The organism is Bacteroides rodentium JCM 16496 (assembly GCF_000614125.1).
Taxonomy (GTDB): Bacteria; Bacteroidota; Bacteroidia; order Bacteroidales; family Bacteroidaceae; genus Bacteroides; species Bacteroides rodentium.
The window spans coordinates 1-15,402 of record NZ_BAKJ01000064.1 but is presented as its reverse complement, the minus strand read 5'-3'; the positions used below and the strand labels follow the sequence as shown (position 1 = coordinate 15,402).

Here is a 15,402-nt window from a genome sequence, read left to right as displayed (position 1 = left end):
GACTTTAGGTTTTAGTTGCAATGTACTTAATGCTTTTGCCCTCACTATGTAATTTCAATAGAAATTGGTCTGCTTTTCTCGTCCATCGCTTATTGGCGTTAGGATGTTTTTCATAGCTACCCTCTGAGATTTTTTCGGGATGTAAAAATTCATCTACAAATACAGAGGGAAAACGCTTGTCAAATAATACAAGTGTTTTCATTTTAGCCCTTGTTATTGCAACGTAGAATAATCTACGTTCTTCTCCAAATGGGAATTGGTCGCTTTTAGTAAGTACATAACTGAGTACCGGGTCATCGCTAACAAGTGAGGGAAAACCGTAAGTGTCTTTATTGCATTGCAGCAAAATTACATAATCTGCTTCAAGCCCTTTGGATTTATGTACTGTCAAAAATTCGATTTTTCGTCCTCCTATCATATAATAGAATCTATTACCCTCTTTAATGGATTGATACATAAATGACAGGTAATAATCATCAAAAGAATAGCGTCCCAATAAGAACACGGATTTGTCTGATGGAATAGATGCTATCAGTTGTCCTATTGTGTTGCAATAATCACGTCTTTCGTATGGATGGAACTCTAATTCCGTTTTAACTTCTGCACTGAACGGACAAATATTCTTTTGTATTTGGGCTTTATTGCGTTGTATAAACTGAGATGATAAAGCAACCAAAGGCTCTCCAAATCTGTATGTAGTCTCAATTTTGTTTATTTCGGTTGCACCAAAGTATTCGGGAAATTGATTAAAAAGTGCCATATCACTTCCCGAAAAACGATATATGGATTGCCAGTCATCGCCCACACAATACAATTTTGCAGGAGGGTTTCCTTCTCGCAAAGCCTTCAAAAAGTTATAACGGTCAACTGATATATCCTGAAATTCATCTACAATAATATAATCATACTCAACAGGGTGTGAAGTACGACATATTTCCGTGGCTTTAAGAATAGCATCTGTAAAATCTATTTGTTTGCTCTCGCTTAACGCTTGTATATAACGCTCGTAAACAGGTTGAAATATATTCTCGATAATAAAAACACTTCGTTCATCATTGGCTTTGTATGCTTGTTTCAAAACCTCATTAAGAGATTTACAACTTGACTTGACCAATGTAGCGAAAGTGACAACCAGTCTTATGAATGCTTTTTCTTGTTTGCTGCCTTTGGGTAGAACTAAATCATATAATTCTTCATCTGTTTTTTCTTGAATGGGTACGCCTGCATCCCCTAATAACTTTCTAAGTTTATCTTTTATATCTGAATAATGGAAATCAGCACTTGATGTTACTAACAGTTGTGTTCCAAACTTTTCATGAGCCGCTTTCTTCCATGTTATCCCATCATTATATTTTTGATTGGCTTCTTCGTATGTGATATTCTTATCCTTTGCAAACCAAGCAGGTACAAGGCCGTGTTTATCAACTCCGAAATGTTCAAGATAGATGCGTTTGGTCTCTCCCTCTTTGTCAAAGTATATCGAAAAATCGGGACGATATTGAGAGTGCATTTCGTCTGTCAACTGATGTTCATACGCTTCTTCATATCTGAATTTCACACCAAACGAAGACAGTACAAAACATATCTTTTGCTCCTGTTCACTCCTAACATATATTGTTTTGCCGTCCATGTCAGGGAACATCGCTTTCAACTGTACGTCCTTTAACTCTGATAATTGCTCCCGCCTTTCACTCTTACGTTTTTCCCAATCTGCTGCATCGGTAGTGTAGTCTATGAAATATTCTACAATGCTTTTCTTAAAGGCAGAGTCTTTTAACAGATTATGATATATTTCGACAAACAAGGCATCTGTGTTATCACAAATAGATGGTTTTATGCCTGTCTCTTTTCCGATTATATCAAGTGCTAATTTATGAAAAGTATAACCTTTTAATCCGTTTGTTGCCATTCTTTCAGTTAGTTCGGCTGCGGCTTTATTAGTGTAACTGATAAGCAATATTCTTTGAGGGGCAATTCCTTTAATTTCCGTAAGATATTTGACTTTCCCCACAATAGATGAAGTCTTACCGCTACCTGCGCTACTAACGACAAGACAATTATCTTCCTCAGAAACAATGGAACGTCTTTGTTGCTTGTCCAATGGATATTTCAGACAATGGTCAAAAAAATCTTTGTGCGTATCAAGTATGTGGTTTATAACCGTTTCATTATGTTGCTTGACAAGCCTATTGATGTTGCCAAAATCACGGATTAGTCTTGAAGTAGTTTCAGATGGGGTAATATGGAATGCTTCAAGTTGCTTGACGAGTGAATGTGCTTCTTCAAAATATGGTTTATAATGATTTGTAAAGTCTATTTCTTGCGTTGTTGATATTATCTTACCATGAAATTCATTGTTTAGGTCAGTCGGAATATCGACAACTACATCATTATTGAGTTTGGTTAATCTTTCTCGAGCCTGCTCATAGCTGGACTTCTCACTATATGCGTGTATGCTACTGATTTTTTCAGTTAATTCTTTGGACTTATTTTTAAGGCGTATTCGCATTGCCGTTATTACGAAAACAGAAATAACAGCAATACAAATTACAATAAAGAATAGCGACTGCATATCAACGAATAATAGCTATTTGAATTTTTCAATCCAACGATAATCATCCCCTTTAGTACTCCATTGGAACTTCCACATATCACCTGTATTGTCATTTATAAGATAGTATTGATACATACTTGTTAATGGTTGAATAGAGAATATACATCTTTCGTTATCAGAAATCAACTCATATTTATTTATAGGTACAATCATCAGATTATCTAAATCTTGTGTACTATATTGAACTTGCCATAAACGTCCATTATATGAATCTAACAGGATAAAAGTCCACATATTTTTGGTCGCAAACATCTGAAATCTATTCGTCCAATTTGACGTTGTTTCGGGGTATGCAAGAGAAAACATGTTAATTGGTGCTGCAAACATATAATCCTCCCCCTTTACACTAAATTGGACTTGCCAATTTTTGCCTGTATATGTATCAAGCATTATAAAAGTCCACATATTTTGTGTCTCATAAAGGCAAAAACGTCCCTCTCTATCTCCTAAAACTTCTCTCGCACTACAAATTTCCCAAGACTGTCCATCATCCTGAATTTGTTGTACTTCACCTGTCATTGTATTTAAACGAAGTTGGTTATGGTAATTTCTCGTAGAATACATTTTATAGGTTTGTCCTATCATCAATGATGGGATAAAGCAGAAAAGGCTTATTAACAACAGTTGAATTAAATGCCATTTTTTATTTTTCATTGTATCTCTGTTTTATGTCTTTCAGTTCCTAAAGACTTCTATATGCGCAGAAGCGTGGAACTGTATGCCACACTCTTACTTGAAGGTCGTAGGAAACCTTGGATACGGATGTAACAATAGCAGCCCACGCTATATGCGTGAGAACCACTATGCTATCCTTGTATCCAATTTGAGAATTTCCTACGTTTTCAAGTACAAGATAAGCATAACGCTTCTTATTTTTCTAATATGTCTTGGAAAGGGTTGCCCCAATCCAAATACAAAAGTACAAAAAGTCCGTGATATGTCATTCAACTATCACGGACTTTATTTTGACTTACAGCTTAATACCTCTGTTCTGTCTTGGCTTCGGTATTCCGATTGCTTCCCTAAACTCATTCATCTTCTTTCTGAACCAGCTTACATGTGAAACTCCGTCAATATTGAAATCAAACTTACCATTCTCATCTTCCTTGATGGAGCATACAGCACGTTGGGTTTCAAAGTCTCGGTTGAATTCCGAAGAATGGAGCTTGCCTTTTATGGGAACATCCTTGAATGTGCATAGTCTTCGGATTATATCGTCATTGAAGCCCAAGCGTTCACGCAGGAAATTTATTGTCGGTATCAGTTTTTCAACATACGGAAAGTAGCGTTTTACAAAGTCCGTGAACTCAGACAGCTTGCGGTGTCGCTGCTCGTAAGCGTCCGTTATCTCCTGTATGTGCTTTGCCTGTTGCCGTTCCCTTTGTCGGGCTACTTCTTCAAGTTCAGAGACACGCTCATGCAAATCCCTGTTCTCCCTCTCCAATGTCTTGACCTTGTTACTGCCGAAAAGAGAACCTACACTCTCGGCGATGTTGGTCGCTGCGGTCGTGGCTGCTCCTTTCAGTTTCTCGGTCTGCACCTCTTTCTTGGCTCGTTTCAGTTCTTCCTGTGCCGTCTCTTTACGGTCTTGGAGTTGCACTATATCAGTCTGTAACTGTTCCGTCTGTTGTACTAAATCACGGTAATACTGCCGTGTGGTGATGTGCCTTGCTTCCGAGCCGTCAATGCCGCGCTGCAACCCATAACCGCTCATGGTTTGAGCATAGGTGTCCTGATAGGATTTGAGTTTGGCGCGTGTCATAATATCATCGGCACACAGTCTTATGGTGTCGGTAGGCTTCTTTCGGTAGCGTTTCTTTACCTGTTCCTCTTTCTTCTTGCGCTTACGTTCTCCCTTGACAATCGGAACAAGGGTGGCGTGTATGTGCGGTGTCTGCTCATCCATGTGTAAGACTGCCGACACGATATTCTCCTTGCCGAATGTATCAGCAAGGTATTTCAGATTGTCGTTGCACCACTCATCAAGTCTGCCCTCGTCGGTGATGCGCTCCATATCATCGTGAGTTCCTGTAAGCAATATACGGATAGCCCTTACTTGGTTGTTCCCGATTTTGCGTGTCAGTCCTGCGGTGTCCAATCGGTGCTGTATGGCTTGTGTCCTGTTCTCCACTCCGTCAGGAAACTTTATCAGTTCCCGATTGAGGTGTGTCCGGCTCTCATCGGCATTTTTCGGTTTGATGGTGCGCTCTATGTGCGCTGACATGGCGGAATCCGTTCCGCTTGTCTTTTCCATGTGTAATACTGCATAACCCATATAATAATTTTTTTTTAGCTTGTGAAACAATGGTTGATTTTTCTTCTGTACGGCTACAGCCGTTAGTTGGGGAGAGTCCAGAGAGGTGCAACCTCTTTGGCTTATTGGGGAATTTTCAGCGGTACGGAATATTGCGGCTCGGAAAATTCCCTAATAAGCTATGGTATTTTCCGTTAGCAAATATCCGTGTGCCTGCAAGCATTCTCTCATTCACTACATCTTCAGCCCTCGTTTTTTCGGTGGCTGCATCATCCGCCTTGCGGATTGGACTTGCTGCTTCTGCTTCATCGGTTCTACCGATTGGGACAGTGACTTACCACACAGGTAATCGTTCAAATCCTTGTACCCACGGTAGTGTATGGATTTGTCGAAAAGGCGTTCACCGAATCTTGCTTTTAGATGCTCACAGGCTGTCCGCCCTGCCGTGTCATTGTCAAGGAAACATCCGATTCGGGAGTATTCAGCCAATAAGCCCTCCGCCTTTGATAGATTGGAAACGGAGTTCAAGATGATATAGTCCTGTGTGGTCTGTCGGGGGTACTGCGGATTGTTCCTCACACGGATGGTAAGGAATGAGAGGTAATCCATGAAGCCCTCGAAAAGGTAACACATACTTCGTGGCTCTCCCTGCTGTCGGATATGGGTGATGTCCTTTGGAGCGACACAGCCTTTGAAGTATCGGTTGCGCACCTCATAGCCCCCTGCCATATTCGGGAAGCCGATGGCAAAGTATGGCTTACCCTCATATATGTAATGCAGTTCTCGGCATTCCCTTTTGGCGAGTTCGGTGTTTATCCCACGCTCCTGCAAATAGGACAGCAGTGCAGGAGAGGATAACTCCGAAACTTGCAGGTGTCGGTACATCGGCTCTGAAACGGATTGCCGACCAAAAGAGAATGGCGCATGGTTGGCAGTGTGCAGATGCAGTGTCTGTTTGGCGATGCACTCCAACAGATACGGCACATTGTCGGAACGATAGAGTTCCGAAGCCAATGCGATGATGTTGCCACCCTTGCCGATGCCGAAGTCATACCATTGGTTGAGTTCGGTGTTTACTTTGAACGAGGCTTCGGTTTCCTCTCTCAGCGGTGACTTGTACCAAAGGCTGTTGCCTTGTCGCTTGACGGGTGTATAACCCAAACTTTGCAGATAGTCTGCGATGCTGATTTGTTTTGCTTCCTGTATGGTCATAATGTATATTCCTACGGATTTGATGATGGTTGGTAAAACGATGTTTTGATGATTAGTGCATTTAACATATTGATGTATAGTGTTATATACTCTCATCATACATTCATCAAACTGCTTGCGAAAAGAGAAAATCATCATTTGTGATGTCGGTATGGTCTGTCCGTACTGTTTTCTCTTTTCATCAGTACCTTATCCTTGATTAAGGTTTGATGATGGTATATTCTATTGATAGTCATACTATTATATTCTTATTCATCAATTCATCAAAAAAAGAATTATAGTGTTTCCAAAAACTCTCTTGTCACTGTGTAGAACCTCCCTGTCGTACGCTTGGGCGCATAGCGGCACTCTCTCGTGTAGTCAACTTGATAAGTGGTATATGTGAGGGTATTGTGGGCTGGTTTCAGCTTCCAACGCTCCTGCAATACCCTCCGCACCTGATACCTTTCCGCCTTGACATGCGAGTTTCCCAATAGGATGAGGATGTCATCGGGGCAAAAAGAGAAAGTTTCCGAACCGACCCTGTCCATGATGTCGAGGATAAGCTCGTGCATCTCTATCTCCAATCGGTTGCGGTTGCTGCGGATGATGCGCTGCAATGCTTCGGTATGCAGCAGCGAGGGGGAGAACCACATACGGCTTTTCTTTTCGGAGGATAGCTGCCTGTGCTGTAAATGGTGGAGAAATGCAGGTATCTCCGCTTTCAGTTTTTGCAGGAAGTCGGTATCATCCGACTGCAAGCGGTCTATCTTGCGTACCCAATAGCGTGTTTCCCCTGCATCTATAATTACGGGCAGATACTCGTTGTTGGAACACAGCACGAACTTGGCGAAGAAGGCTATCTCGTCACGGTCTTTGCCTTTGGCTTCCACCTTATAGGAGAGTGTGGTGCTCAGGTTCTTCAACCGCTCGCTGTCCTCCCTGCGGCTCAACAGCACCTCGTCCACCACGATAAGGAGTTTCCCTGCCCAGTCGGAATTGAACTGGCTGCGGAAATCCTCGTTGGTGTTGAAAGTGACATTGTTCTGAAACAGGGCTTTTAGAAAATTTAGAAATGTGCTTTTGCCCGTGTTGCGTTCCTCCGAAACCAACAGCAGGATGGGCAACTTTTGTATGGGTTGTAAATACAATAGTTGCAGATAGTCCATCCCCAACTCGTATTGCTCCCCGAAGATGTGTTCCACCAACGAGCGGATAGAGGGAAAATCACCCTCCATCGGCTTGTGGTCTATCGGCTCATAGAGGTTGAGGAACTTGCCGACCACGGGCTGATAGCTGACGTGTTCGGGTACGGTACAGAAGCCGTCATACTTCGGCACGGTGGCAAGATAGTGTTTGCCGTAATCCTGCCGTAGTGTCTCGTTGTTCCACACGATGCGTTTCTTCACATAGCCGCCGTTCAGACGGGGCTGGTTCACTAACTTGTAGAGGGTAGTACCCACTCGGATAAACTCCTCCTTTGCCATGCCGCCATCCGTGGGCGGTCGGTGGCTGTCTTTCGTTTCTTTAGCTGTCATTTTCATTCGATTTTAGTTTGGTAAAATGTCAGCCACAAAAGTATAAGCATTTATCGGATAGGTTGATACGCAAACCGCAGCAGAACGCTGCAAAAAATACTTTGCTATGAAAAAGTGAGCAATCCGTGGATGAAAAACGAGTGAAAAAGCAAAAACAAGCCCGAAGAAGCACCGCTCAAATGGCAGTCTCTTCGGGCGTGTCATATTCGTATGTGTGAATGGCAATATGCCTATTCAATTATCGATATAAGCATATTTTTGGCAATGGGAATACGCATTGGTCTCACTACTTCATGTCGTCATATTTATAAACTTCATGTCTGATACTTAGAAGTTTCCATGTCGTTTATACCCAGCGAAAAGAAGATATTTGTTTTCTCTTTTCGCAAGTACATCCTTTCAAGAATGGCATTACGCACTTGTTCTGCACCGAAAGTATTGATGCGGAAAGCGAGTGCAATCACCATCGGGAAACTGAATACATCGGCATGATAACCGTTCTCCAATCGGATATACTTCTGCACCTCGTGTTCTTTCAAGATGCTACTTTTATACACGGCTCTGACGGCTGCACGAAGTGTCGGGGCTATCACTCCGAACAGTTCCACCAATTCAGGCTCGTTCATCCAAATGTCAGCAACATTCTCCTGTATGATGATATTACCGGATTCGTTCATTGTTATGATACATCTTTTCATATTCATCCCATTGATATGTTGTTAAACGACTGGTTGAGTTTGTTCCCGAATTTCGTGAGGTCATCATCTATCTTCTGTATGGTAATCTTTGCATAGAGCTGGGTCGTGACGATATTCGTATGTCCCAAAACACGGCTTACGCTTTCGATTGGCATACCCTTACTCAGAGCCAGCGTTGCGAAGCCATGCCTTGCGCAATGGAAGCTGATTGACTTGGTTATACCACATTCCTTTATCATCTTTTTCAGCGGTTTGCATACCGACCAATAGTTGAGATTGGGAAACACAAGGTTGTTTTCCTGCTGCGGTCTGTAACGCTCGATAATCTGCAATGGAATATCAAGCAGCTTCACTTGGAACGGTACTTTGGTCTTGTGTCGCTTTGACAATATCCATTTTTCACCATTCACCTCTACAATATCATCATAGGTCAGTTCCTGAATATCCACGAACGAGAGGGCGGTGAAGCTGGCAAAGACGAAGATGTCACGGATGTATGCGAGTTTGCTGTCTGCAAACTCGTGTGTCATCACCGCTTTCAGTTCATCTTCCGTCAGATATTCCCGTTCCTTTACATTGGGGCTAATGTGGAACTGTGCGAAAGGGTTGCGTGGTATCAACCCATTATAATGCGCTTTCATGACCACACCTTTCAGCCACATGCAGTTTGACCATATCGAACCGTTCTGCAATCCTGCTTCCGTTGAAAGATATGCGGCAAACTCCTTGATGAAATCGGGAGTAAGTTCCAACATAGACATATCGCTGCGCCTGTAGAACGACTTGATAAAGGCGGCTACATGGTTCCTCGCCCGTACCCGTGACCGATATGTAGCTATAACCCTGTCTTTGCCCACACGCTTCTTGAATGTCTCGTTCTCCTTGTCAAACGCTTTCAACAGTGTTTCATACTCGCTGCCGATACCTTGATAGGCGTTGCGCACCATTTCAGCCGTAACGTATGCCTCACGGTCTGAAATTCGTTGGTAGTGCTTGATGATTTGTGCCTTGATATTGTCCAAAGCGTGGTTGATGTTCCGTGCCTCGACACTCTTGCCTTTGGCTCGGTTGCCTTTTGCATCCCAAAGCGTTTTCGGGATGGTCTGCTTGCAACTGAACTGTGCTACAGTCCCGTTGATTGTCACTCGTCCCATGATGGGGACAATGCCGTCTTTCTCCTTGCTGCCGTTCACGTAGAACAGCACTTTGAATGTGCTTCTTGCCATACTCGTTTTTTGTTTGCAAAGTTAAATATCAACGAGTTAGACCTTGTAAGCCAATCAAAGCCATACGAAGTAAATATCAGTGCCATGTGTTAAAAATTACTTTTCATCGGGTAATGATTTGCAAACCGTTCTCCTGCTTAGTTCTGCTTTTCTTTACTTTTTAAGCATTTTCGGCTTGGCATCACCTGACACTGTAACGGCATGACATTAAGCCATTTAGTGCCATTTCTCCCGTTTTTCGAGGTTATTCCAGAGATTTTTTGTCTAAATTGAGGGTTTACAAAAAACGACTTGGCTGTAGGATTATATGAAAGATAAATCTTATATTTGCGGATATAAACAATAAGGTTTCCGCAACCTGTTAAACAAGCAAGTAGCATGTGTTCAGATATAGATAGATATGTGAATTTTTATACCGATTTCGCCTTCAAAAAGCTTTTCGGTACAGAAATCAACAAGAGCCTGCTCATCAGTTTCCTCAACGCCTTGCTTCACGGCAAAGAGGAGATTGAGGATGTCACCTACCTGAATACGGAACACATGGGAACACAGGAATACGACCGCCGTGCCGTGTTCGACGTCTATTGCAAGAACACGCAGGGAGAGACGTTCATCGTCGAGATGCAGAAAGGCGAGCAGCAATTCTTCAAGGACCGCAGCATCTATTACTCCACTTTCGCCATTCGCGAACAGGCGTCCCGAGGTTATTGGAACTACGAACTGAAAGGCGTTTATACCATCGGCATACTCAATTTCCGCATCTTCAATGACGATGAGGTGCGACACGACGTGCAGTTGGTGGATATGAAAACCAAGGAACTTTTCTACGACAAACTGACTTTCATCTATTTGGAAATGCCCAAGTTTGTCAAAGAAGAAAACGAGCTGGTCACAATGCCGGACAAATGGCTCTACGCCATCCGTAACCTCGGAAACTTGATGAGCCGTCCAGTTGCCCTGCAGGAAAAGGTTTTTGCCCGCTTGTTCGAGGTGGCAGAAATCGCCAGATTCGACAAGCAAGAGCGCATAGAGTATGAAGATAGCCTGAAAGCCCTACGCGACTGGTTCAGCACCCTGCAAACGGCAGAACTGAAAGGTGAAGCACGGGGGCGTGAAGAAGGGCGTGAAGAAGCAAAACGTTCTATGGCAGCCAAATTAAAAGCGGCAGGCACTTCCGTAGAACTTATAGCACAAGTTTCGGGGCTTCCGGCTGAAGAAATTGAAAAGTTGTAAGCGTGGGTTCTTTTGCACCCAACTCTATTGCCAAGTCCTCCTTTATAATAACTTATCAGCCAGCTTATTATCAACCAAACATTATCAACATGAATATTAACTAAATGGTAAACTACAATGAGTGAATTAAGCACCTTAAAAGAGGCGTTCAGAACAGGGAACGCACCGGTGGTATCTGAAACTAAGAGGTTTCAGAAGTGTATGAAAAAATATCCCCATATCATTAATCCCAAATTCGTATACCTTTATCCCATACGCGACTGTCGCTATGAAGATTGTGCATATCGTGTATTTGCCATGCCTTTAAATGAGGAAAGCATAGACGAAGAAACCCTTGAAGCCATTAAGGAAGAAATCAATGCGCTTCCAGTTGGCTGTATAAGATTTAATGCTGCTGATACCGGTTCGAGAGATATCGAGTTGGATGATGCAACTGCAAATTATGTCCAGAAAGAGGAAGATACGGATGATGTCATGGCCATAAGCAACCATTTTGATGGCATAGTCATATTTACTATGGCAGTGTCCAATGGAAGCATTGCAGAATTTGATTGTAACTATGCTATAGTGGGCAAGTGGGACGGTTCGGGATTTTTCAAATGGACCGGACACACGATATTGCCAATAGAAAACAGGATACTCGGAAAGGGCGTTGACAAATCCTATTTCTCAGCCATACCCGATACAGCCGCGACCGGAGACCCACAGGCTACTGAATCCACGGTTGAAAAAGCAGCCAACAAATACATGCAGATAATGCAATATGTATTCTATGTGCTTATCGCCATAGGGCTTGTTTGGTATTTCTTCTTTAGGTAGACGATTGGACATAATTCCTCCATGACACTGGCGTATATTATAACCGGCATAATTGTGTTGGGTGCAGGGATAGGAATCCAAAGGCTTGTCGTGGCTCTTTATAACAAGCAGACGAAGGAGATAAAACGACTATACGGGCAGTATTTCGATTTTGATATTTCTTCGTCGGAACATTCTATCGTTTCATTTATAAAACGCCTCTATCCGACATTTGACATGTCGGATAAGGATGTTTTATGGGCATTGTCAGATGACTATCTCCCTTGCATCATAGTATATGACAAGACACAAATGCTTGTATGTGATGTTGAGTTGAGAAACGGAGAAATCCATCAGCGGAACAACCGTACTGAAACGATAGAGTTTGCCCCATCGTGCATAAATATAATATGGCTGTTAAGGCAATCAGAAATAAAACCTGTGCATGAGATTGATATCTTATATACGAAAAACGGCATTAAAAAGGATTTGAAACTCATACGATTCGGTTGGGATATTGATGGAGGCATGAATTATCACAAATTCAGGAGTTTTGTCAACACCATAAAGGAACGTTGCCAAGAAAACAAGCTACCAATCCGTGATTTAATCAGACCTTGTTGATACAATTGCAAGTAATACCCCAAGCAATAAAAGACAGTTGTGTATATGATTAGAACTATACAAAGTATCAGAATGATATTCGTCGGCATCCCCCTCTTCCTCTGCAACACGGTGTCGGCACAGCTCAACATCGTTCCCAAGAGCAACGGGATGAAAGAATACACCGTGCAAAATGCCATGCCCTATGATAGCCTGACAAATGTGGAGGAACGGAGTTATGCCTCCTTGCCGGGGCAGACCCTCTTCATGCACGGGGCGAGAAACGACAACCGGGGTTACTATGAGGTATTTTTCACCGGAAACTTCCTTGACGGCGGGAAACATCCCGTTTACAAGGTAGATGGCATAAGTATCACTCCGGCAAAGGACGTAGCAGGAAAGTATTACGAGGTTTTGAAAGTCTGGACGAAAGCTTCAGGGTGCTGCTTGCTGCTGCGTGAGAAGGAAAGCGGAGACGAAATCTACTATAAGCCCTACACCTATCCGCGCTGCATGACCTGCCTCGGGTTCTATGAGAAATTGAAAAGGTTTGTTGGACAGACATTCCTGTCGCTTGCCAAAAAGGTGGAGACAGAGAGCGGCGAGGTCATAACGCCTGCCGAGGGCGCTGAATACCGTTGTGTGGACATTAGCTTGAAGATGAACAGCGACGGTGCGTTTCTGATTATGGAGGGTGCTGACGGCGTCAAGGTGGAAGCCTTTCCGACAGGAGGTGACGAGGTGTATGAGTTTGTCAGCATCGCCCGCATCGCCTCGTTGGAGAAGCGATACGGAAAGGATTTCGGCAAGCAGATAGCGTTCCGGAAAGTGGATGTCGGCATGACAAAGGAGATGGTCATCGCCGCATGGGGCGAGCCTTACCGCAAAACGGAAGTCAAAAGGGAAAAGAGCACCCTCGAATCGTGGAGCTTTTCCGACAACCACTATGTGGAGCTGCTTGATGGCAAGGTGGTGAATTTGCGTATATACAAATGATTAAAGCAAGAAATATAAACTAATAAAAACTTGTAAAATGGAATTTTTCGATTATTTCACTTATTTGTTCGGAATGGATCCGACACAGTCTCCTGTGTATCTGAAAGTCATGACTTTCATCGTTCCGGTTGTATTTGTTGTGTTCTTTACCTGCTTGATTGTAAGCAAAGTGAGGAAAGCCGTCAAGATTATCCGTCATGTTACCCAAGGCATTCGTGTCAAGGAGAATTCAACCCTTTCAGCAGATGATGTACGGTCAATCGCAGTAGGAGCATTGTATGCTTACCAGCAGGGGGGATATGTTGATGCTATGGATGTAGACATTGAAGAATCACGTCTTTCAACGATTCTTTCCGAGTGGTGGGGAATTGACAATCGGGATGATGCAGTGGGTGTCGTGAATTATCTGAGCAATGCTCCGTCACAAAGTATCCTCCCACTGGTTTTGTCTGCCTACAACGCTTCAAGTGAGGCTGAGGCGATGAAGATTATTCGTGATGAGATTGTGAATGACCCTAATTTAGCTAACCTCCCCGATGGTATGGAGCGGGCAAGAGGATTGATTGAAAAGGCAAAAGAGCAACTCTCCAACTTGAAGTCACAATACGACATTCTGGTTAATGAAGGCATCATATCGTCCATGTCCGACATAGAACGCCTTGGAGTTGTAGCATGGGATGCCGGAAGGCTCAACTTTGTCGCACGTGCAGCCATGCAAAGAGGGTATCTGACGCAAGAAGAATGCCGGAATTGTGTCGACCACGCTTATGCAATGGCAAAATCCGCAGAATTCGGTTCGTGGAAAGATCTTGCCAACAGTTATATGTTGGGACGTACCATGTGGAACGGCGACTGCAACATGAGCGGACTTGCAGAAGATATGCTCACTAAGCCTAACTCTCCGTGGGTACGTTTCCCATGGAAGGGCTAAGGCTGTTTCAAAATATAATGCAATAATGACATTATAGACACAAAATCCGTCATTGGCTGATTAATGTGACGAGGATTACCGCAAATGGGAATAGTGCAAGAATCCATGCTGTAACAGGGTTGAAGCGATGACGGGAGTAATGTTTCATCACTGCTATTTTTCTTTTGCTATATATGATGTTGAGTGCTGTTGTCGCAGTCAGAATACCCACACAGGAGATTATCAGTACAACCTCTGCATTATCATGGAACAGATGCACCAAGAATAATGTCAGCGGAAACAATACAAAGGCAAACAGATACAACTCCAGCACCATATCGCCACCCATGCGCCTGACATAACGACCATAGCGTTTGTGCAATTTTTCTCCAATCCAAAACAGGTAGTCGAAGAAATAAAACCGCTGTATGTTCTCCAGCTTCTTCATCGGCTCCAATGCATAAATCCGAGGTGGAACACCAACATGACATTTGCCAGAGCCAGAGCGATGGCGACAAGGGTTATTCCGGCGAGTTTCCTGCCGGGATGTTTCATCTTCCCGTAACGTTCACGGAGGGCATTACGCTGCCTGGTTGTATAGCGTATCTTACAGAATAAATCGGGAAGAAAGCAGAGAGGAATCACTATGACCAAAGCAATCATCCAACCGAAAAAGCGCAATAACAGCGGTATACCAAGCGGTATGAGTATGACGAGGAGCCAACACAAAAACAGCAACACACGTCCGTTGAGATTGGTATGCTCCTTTTCATGCCATACCTCGACCACATACCACATATAGTCGATGAAGCAGAAACGGTATTTACTATTGTCCTTTTCCATGCCGTCACCTCCATGCGAAGAACATCGTCAAGCATCCGGCAAGAGCCAGACCAATCAATGCCATTTGAATCCTATGGCGTGTCTCGGGCTTGCAATTATCAAACATCCACAGTTTACCGCCAAACTGCCAGTGGCATGCCCATTTCCAGCGGAACAATATCCCGACGAGCCACAAGACAAGTAACCCTGCCGCAAGCAGCAGTCCGTATTTCGGGTGAGCCTGCACCCACTCAAAGAATGATTCAGCCTTGCCATTCATCGCCTCGTATATATCGGTGATTGTCATGTTCTTATTTAATTGTCATAAATCGTAACCCATTTGCAAAGAATCTCCATTTCACCTACCACTTGAATGCGCAAGGTCGTTGCATCAAATAAATCCATTGCTTCCGGAAAGACCAGGAACTGACGGAATTCCTTTATATCCTCCGTACGCTTTACCACTTGTTCAGCTTTCATCGTAAGAAACCGGAGACGTTCCAGCAAACTCATATCAGA

The 15,402-nt window shown here is 43.4% G+C and carries 15 protein-coding genes and 1 pseudogene; 5 read left to right on the top strand and 11 right to left on the bottom strand.

All coding sequences use genetic code 11. The features are described from left to right. Positions 1-4 precede the first annotated feature (4 nt). The 7 genes from JCM16496_RS19005 to JCM16496_RS18975 form a co-directional block, all read right to left on the bottom strand. Positions 5-2,572: a UvrD-helicase domain-containing protein gene (locus JCM16496_RS19005; protein ID WP_025836182.1), complete on the bottom strand. Its 2,568-nt coding sequence runs from the start codon at positions 2,570-2,572 to the stop codon at positions 5-7. A gap of 15 nt (positions 2,573-2,587) precedes the next feature. Then, a complete protein-coding gene (locus tag JCM16496_RS19000; RefSeq protein WP_025836180.1) occupies positions 2,588-3,268 on the bottom strand; it encodes a hypothetical protein in 681 nt (226 codons plus the stop codon). Positions 3,269-3,584: 316 nt separating this feature from the next. Beyond that, complete coding sequence (gene mobV / locus JCM16496_RS18995) at positions 3,585-4,889, bottom strand: MobV family relaxase (RefSeq protein WP_025836178.1); 1,305 nt, start codon at positions 4,887-4,889, stop codon at positions 3,585-3,587. 213 nt (positions 4,890-5,102) lie between these two features. Beyond that, positions 5,103-6,080 carry a DUF8464 domain-containing protein gene (locus JCM16496_RS18990; RefSeq protein ID WP_025836177.1) on the bottom strand — a complete coding sequence of 326 codons (978 nt, stop codon included), beginning with the start codon at positions 6,078-6,080 and terminating at the stop codon, positions 5,103-5,105. Between the two features lie 275 nt (positions 6,081-6,355). Then, positions 6,356-7,597 carry a primase-helicase family protein gene (locus JCM16496_RS18985; protein ID WP_025836175.1) on the bottom strand — a complete coding sequence of 414 codons (1,242 nt, stop codon included), beginning with the start codon at positions 7,595-7,597 and terminating at the stop codon, positions 6,356-6,358. A 314-nt stretch (positions 7,598-7,911) separates the two neighbouring features. Next, positions 7,912-8,301, bottom strand: coding sequence for a virulence RhuM family protein (locus JCM16496_RS18980; protein ID WP_025836174.1), 390 nt, complete (start codon positions 8,299-8,301; stop codon positions 7,912-7,914). Then, on the bottom strand, positions 8,298-9,521 hold the full coding sequence (locus tag JCM16496_RS18975) for a site-specific integrase (protein WP_025836173.1): 1,224 nt from the start codon (positions 9,519-9,521) through the stop codon (positions 8,298-8,300). The genes JCM16496_RS18980 and JCM16496_RS18975 overlap by 4 nt, the downstream gene beginning before the upstream one ends. A gap of 378 nt (positions 9,522-9,899) precedes the next feature. On the opposite strand from JCM16496_RS18975, the gene JCM16496_RS18965 reads away from it, so the two are divergent. The 5 genes from JCM16496_RS18965 (at position 9,900) to JCM16496_RS18945 (ending at position 14,082) form a co-directional block, all read left to right on the top strand. After that, on the top strand, positions 9,900-10,754 hold the full coding sequence (locus JCM16496_RS18965) for an Rpn family recombination-promoting nuclease/putative transposase (RefSeq protein WP_025836170.1): 855 nt from the start codon (positions 9,900-9,902) through the stop codon (positions 10,752-10,754). 117 nt (positions 10,755-10,871) lie between these two features. Continuing rightward, positions 10,872-11,573, top strand: coding sequence for a hypothetical protein (locus JCM16496_RS18960; RefSeq protein ID WP_128809735.1), 702 nt, complete (start codon positions 10,872-10,874; stop codon positions 11,571-11,573). Between the two features lie 21 nt (positions 11,574-11,594). Further along, complete coding sequence (locus tag JCM16496_RS18955; protein WP_025836167.1) at positions 11,595-12,176, top strand: hypothetical protein; 582 nt, start codon at positions 11,595-11,597, stop codon at positions 12,174-12,176. 45 nt (positions 12,177-12,221) lie between these two features. Then, positions 12,222-13,151 (top strand): hypothetical protein, encoded by a 930-nt coding sequence (locus JCM16496_RS18950; protein ID WP_244440494.1) that lies wholly within the window; start codon positions 12,222-12,224, stop codon positions 13,149-13,151. Positions 13,152-13,188: 37 nt separating this feature from the next. Then, on the top strand, positions 13,189-14,082 hold the full coding sequence (locus JCM16496_RS18945; protein ID WP_025836163.1) for a DUF1266 domain-containing protein: 894 nt from the start codon (positions 13,189-13,191) through the stop codon (positions 14,080-14,082). A 49-nt stretch (positions 14,083-14,131) separates the two neighbouring features. Here the strand turns inward: JCM16496_RS18945 and JCM16496_RS18940 are convergent, their stop codons facing one another. The 4 genes and pseudogenes from JCM16496_RS18940 to JCM16496_RS22775 form a co-directional block, all read right to left on the bottom strand. Then, positions 14,132-14,509: a hypothetical protein gene (locus JCM16496_RS18940; protein ID WP_025836162.1), complete on the bottom strand. Its 378-nt coding sequence runs from the start codon at positions 14,507-14,509 to the stop codon at positions 14,132-14,134. After that, a complete protein-coding gene (locus JCM16496_RS18935) occupies positions 14,506-14,904 on the bottom strand; it encodes a hypothetical protein (protein ID WP_025836160.1) in 399 nt (132 codons plus the stop codon). The genes JCM16496_RS18940 and JCM16496_RS18935 overlap by 4 nt, the downstream gene beginning before the upstream one ends. 4 nt (positions 14,905-14,908) lie before the next feature. Further along, positions 14,909-15,190: an Imm17 family immunity protein gene (locus JCM16496_RS18930; protein ID WP_025836159.1), complete on the bottom strand. Its 282-nt coding sequence runs from the start codon at positions 15,188-15,190 to the stop codon at positions 14,909-14,911. A gap of 8 nt (positions 15,191-15,198) precedes the next feature. Continuing rightward, a pseudogene (locus JCM16496_RS22775) lies at positions 15,199-15,402 on the bottom strand (hypothetical protein); the annotation flags it as partial.

Bases quoted from the DNA above. Each gene is read 5' to 3' on its own strand.
- JCM16496_RS19005 (WP_025836182.1), bottom strand. From the start codon at position 2,572: ATGCAGTCGCTATTCTTTATTGTAATTTGTATTGCTGTTATTTCTGTT.
- JCM16496_RS19000 (WP_025836180.1), bottom strand. From the start codon at position 3,268: ATGAAAAATAAAAAATGGCATTTAATTCAACTGTTGTTAATAAGCCTT.
- mobV (WP_025836178.1), bottom strand. From the start codon at position 4,889: ATGGGTTATGCAGTATTACACATGGAAAAGACAAGCGGAACGGATTCC.
- JCM16496_RS18990 (WP_025836177.1), bottom strand. From the start codon at position 6,080: ATGACCATACAGGAAGCAAAACAAATCAGCATCGCAGACTATCTGCAA.
- JCM16496_RS18985 (WP_025836175.1), bottom strand. From the start codon at position 7,597: ATGACAGCTAAAGAAACGAAAGACAGCCACCGACCGCCCACGGATGGC.
- JCM16496_RS18980 (WP_025836174.1), bottom strand. From the start codon at position 8,301: ATGAATATGAAAAGATGTATCATAACAATGAACGAATCCGGTAATATC.
- JCM16496_RS18975 (WP_025836173.1), bottom strand. From the start codon at position 9,521: ATGGCAAGAAGCACATTCAAAGTGCTGTTCTACGTGAACGGCAGCAAG.
- JCM16496_RS18965 (WP_025836170.1), top strand. From the start codon at position 9,900: ATGTGTTCAGATATAGATAGATATGTGAATTTTTATACCGATTTCGCC.
- JCM16496_RS18960 (WP_128809735.1), top strand. From the start codon at position 10,872: ATGAGTGAATTAAGCACCTTAAAAGAGGCGTTCAGAACAGGGAACGCA.
- JCM16496_RS18955 (WP_025836167.1), top strand. From the start codon at position 11,595: ATGACACTGGCGTATATTATAACCGGCATAATTGTGTTGGGTGCAGGG.
- JCM16496_RS18950 (WP_244440494.1), top strand. From the start codon at position 12,222: ATGATTAGAACTATACAAAGTATCAGAATGATATTCGTCGGCATCCCC.
- JCM16496_RS18945 (WP_025836163.1), top strand. From the start codon at position 13,189: ATGGAATTTTTCGATTATTTCACTTATTTGTTCGGAATGGATCCGACA.
- JCM16496_RS18940 (WP_025836162.1), bottom strand. From the start codon at position 14,509: ATGAAGAAGCTGGAGAACATACAGCGGTTTTATTTCTTCGACTACCTG.
- JCM16496_RS18935 (WP_025836160.1), bottom strand. From the start codon at position 14,904: ATGGAAAAGGACAATAGTAAATACCGTTTCTGCTTCATCGACTATATG.
- JCM16496_RS18930 (WP_025836159.1), bottom strand. From the start codon at position 15,190: ATGACAATCACCGATATATACGAGGCGATGAATGGCAAGGCTGAATCA.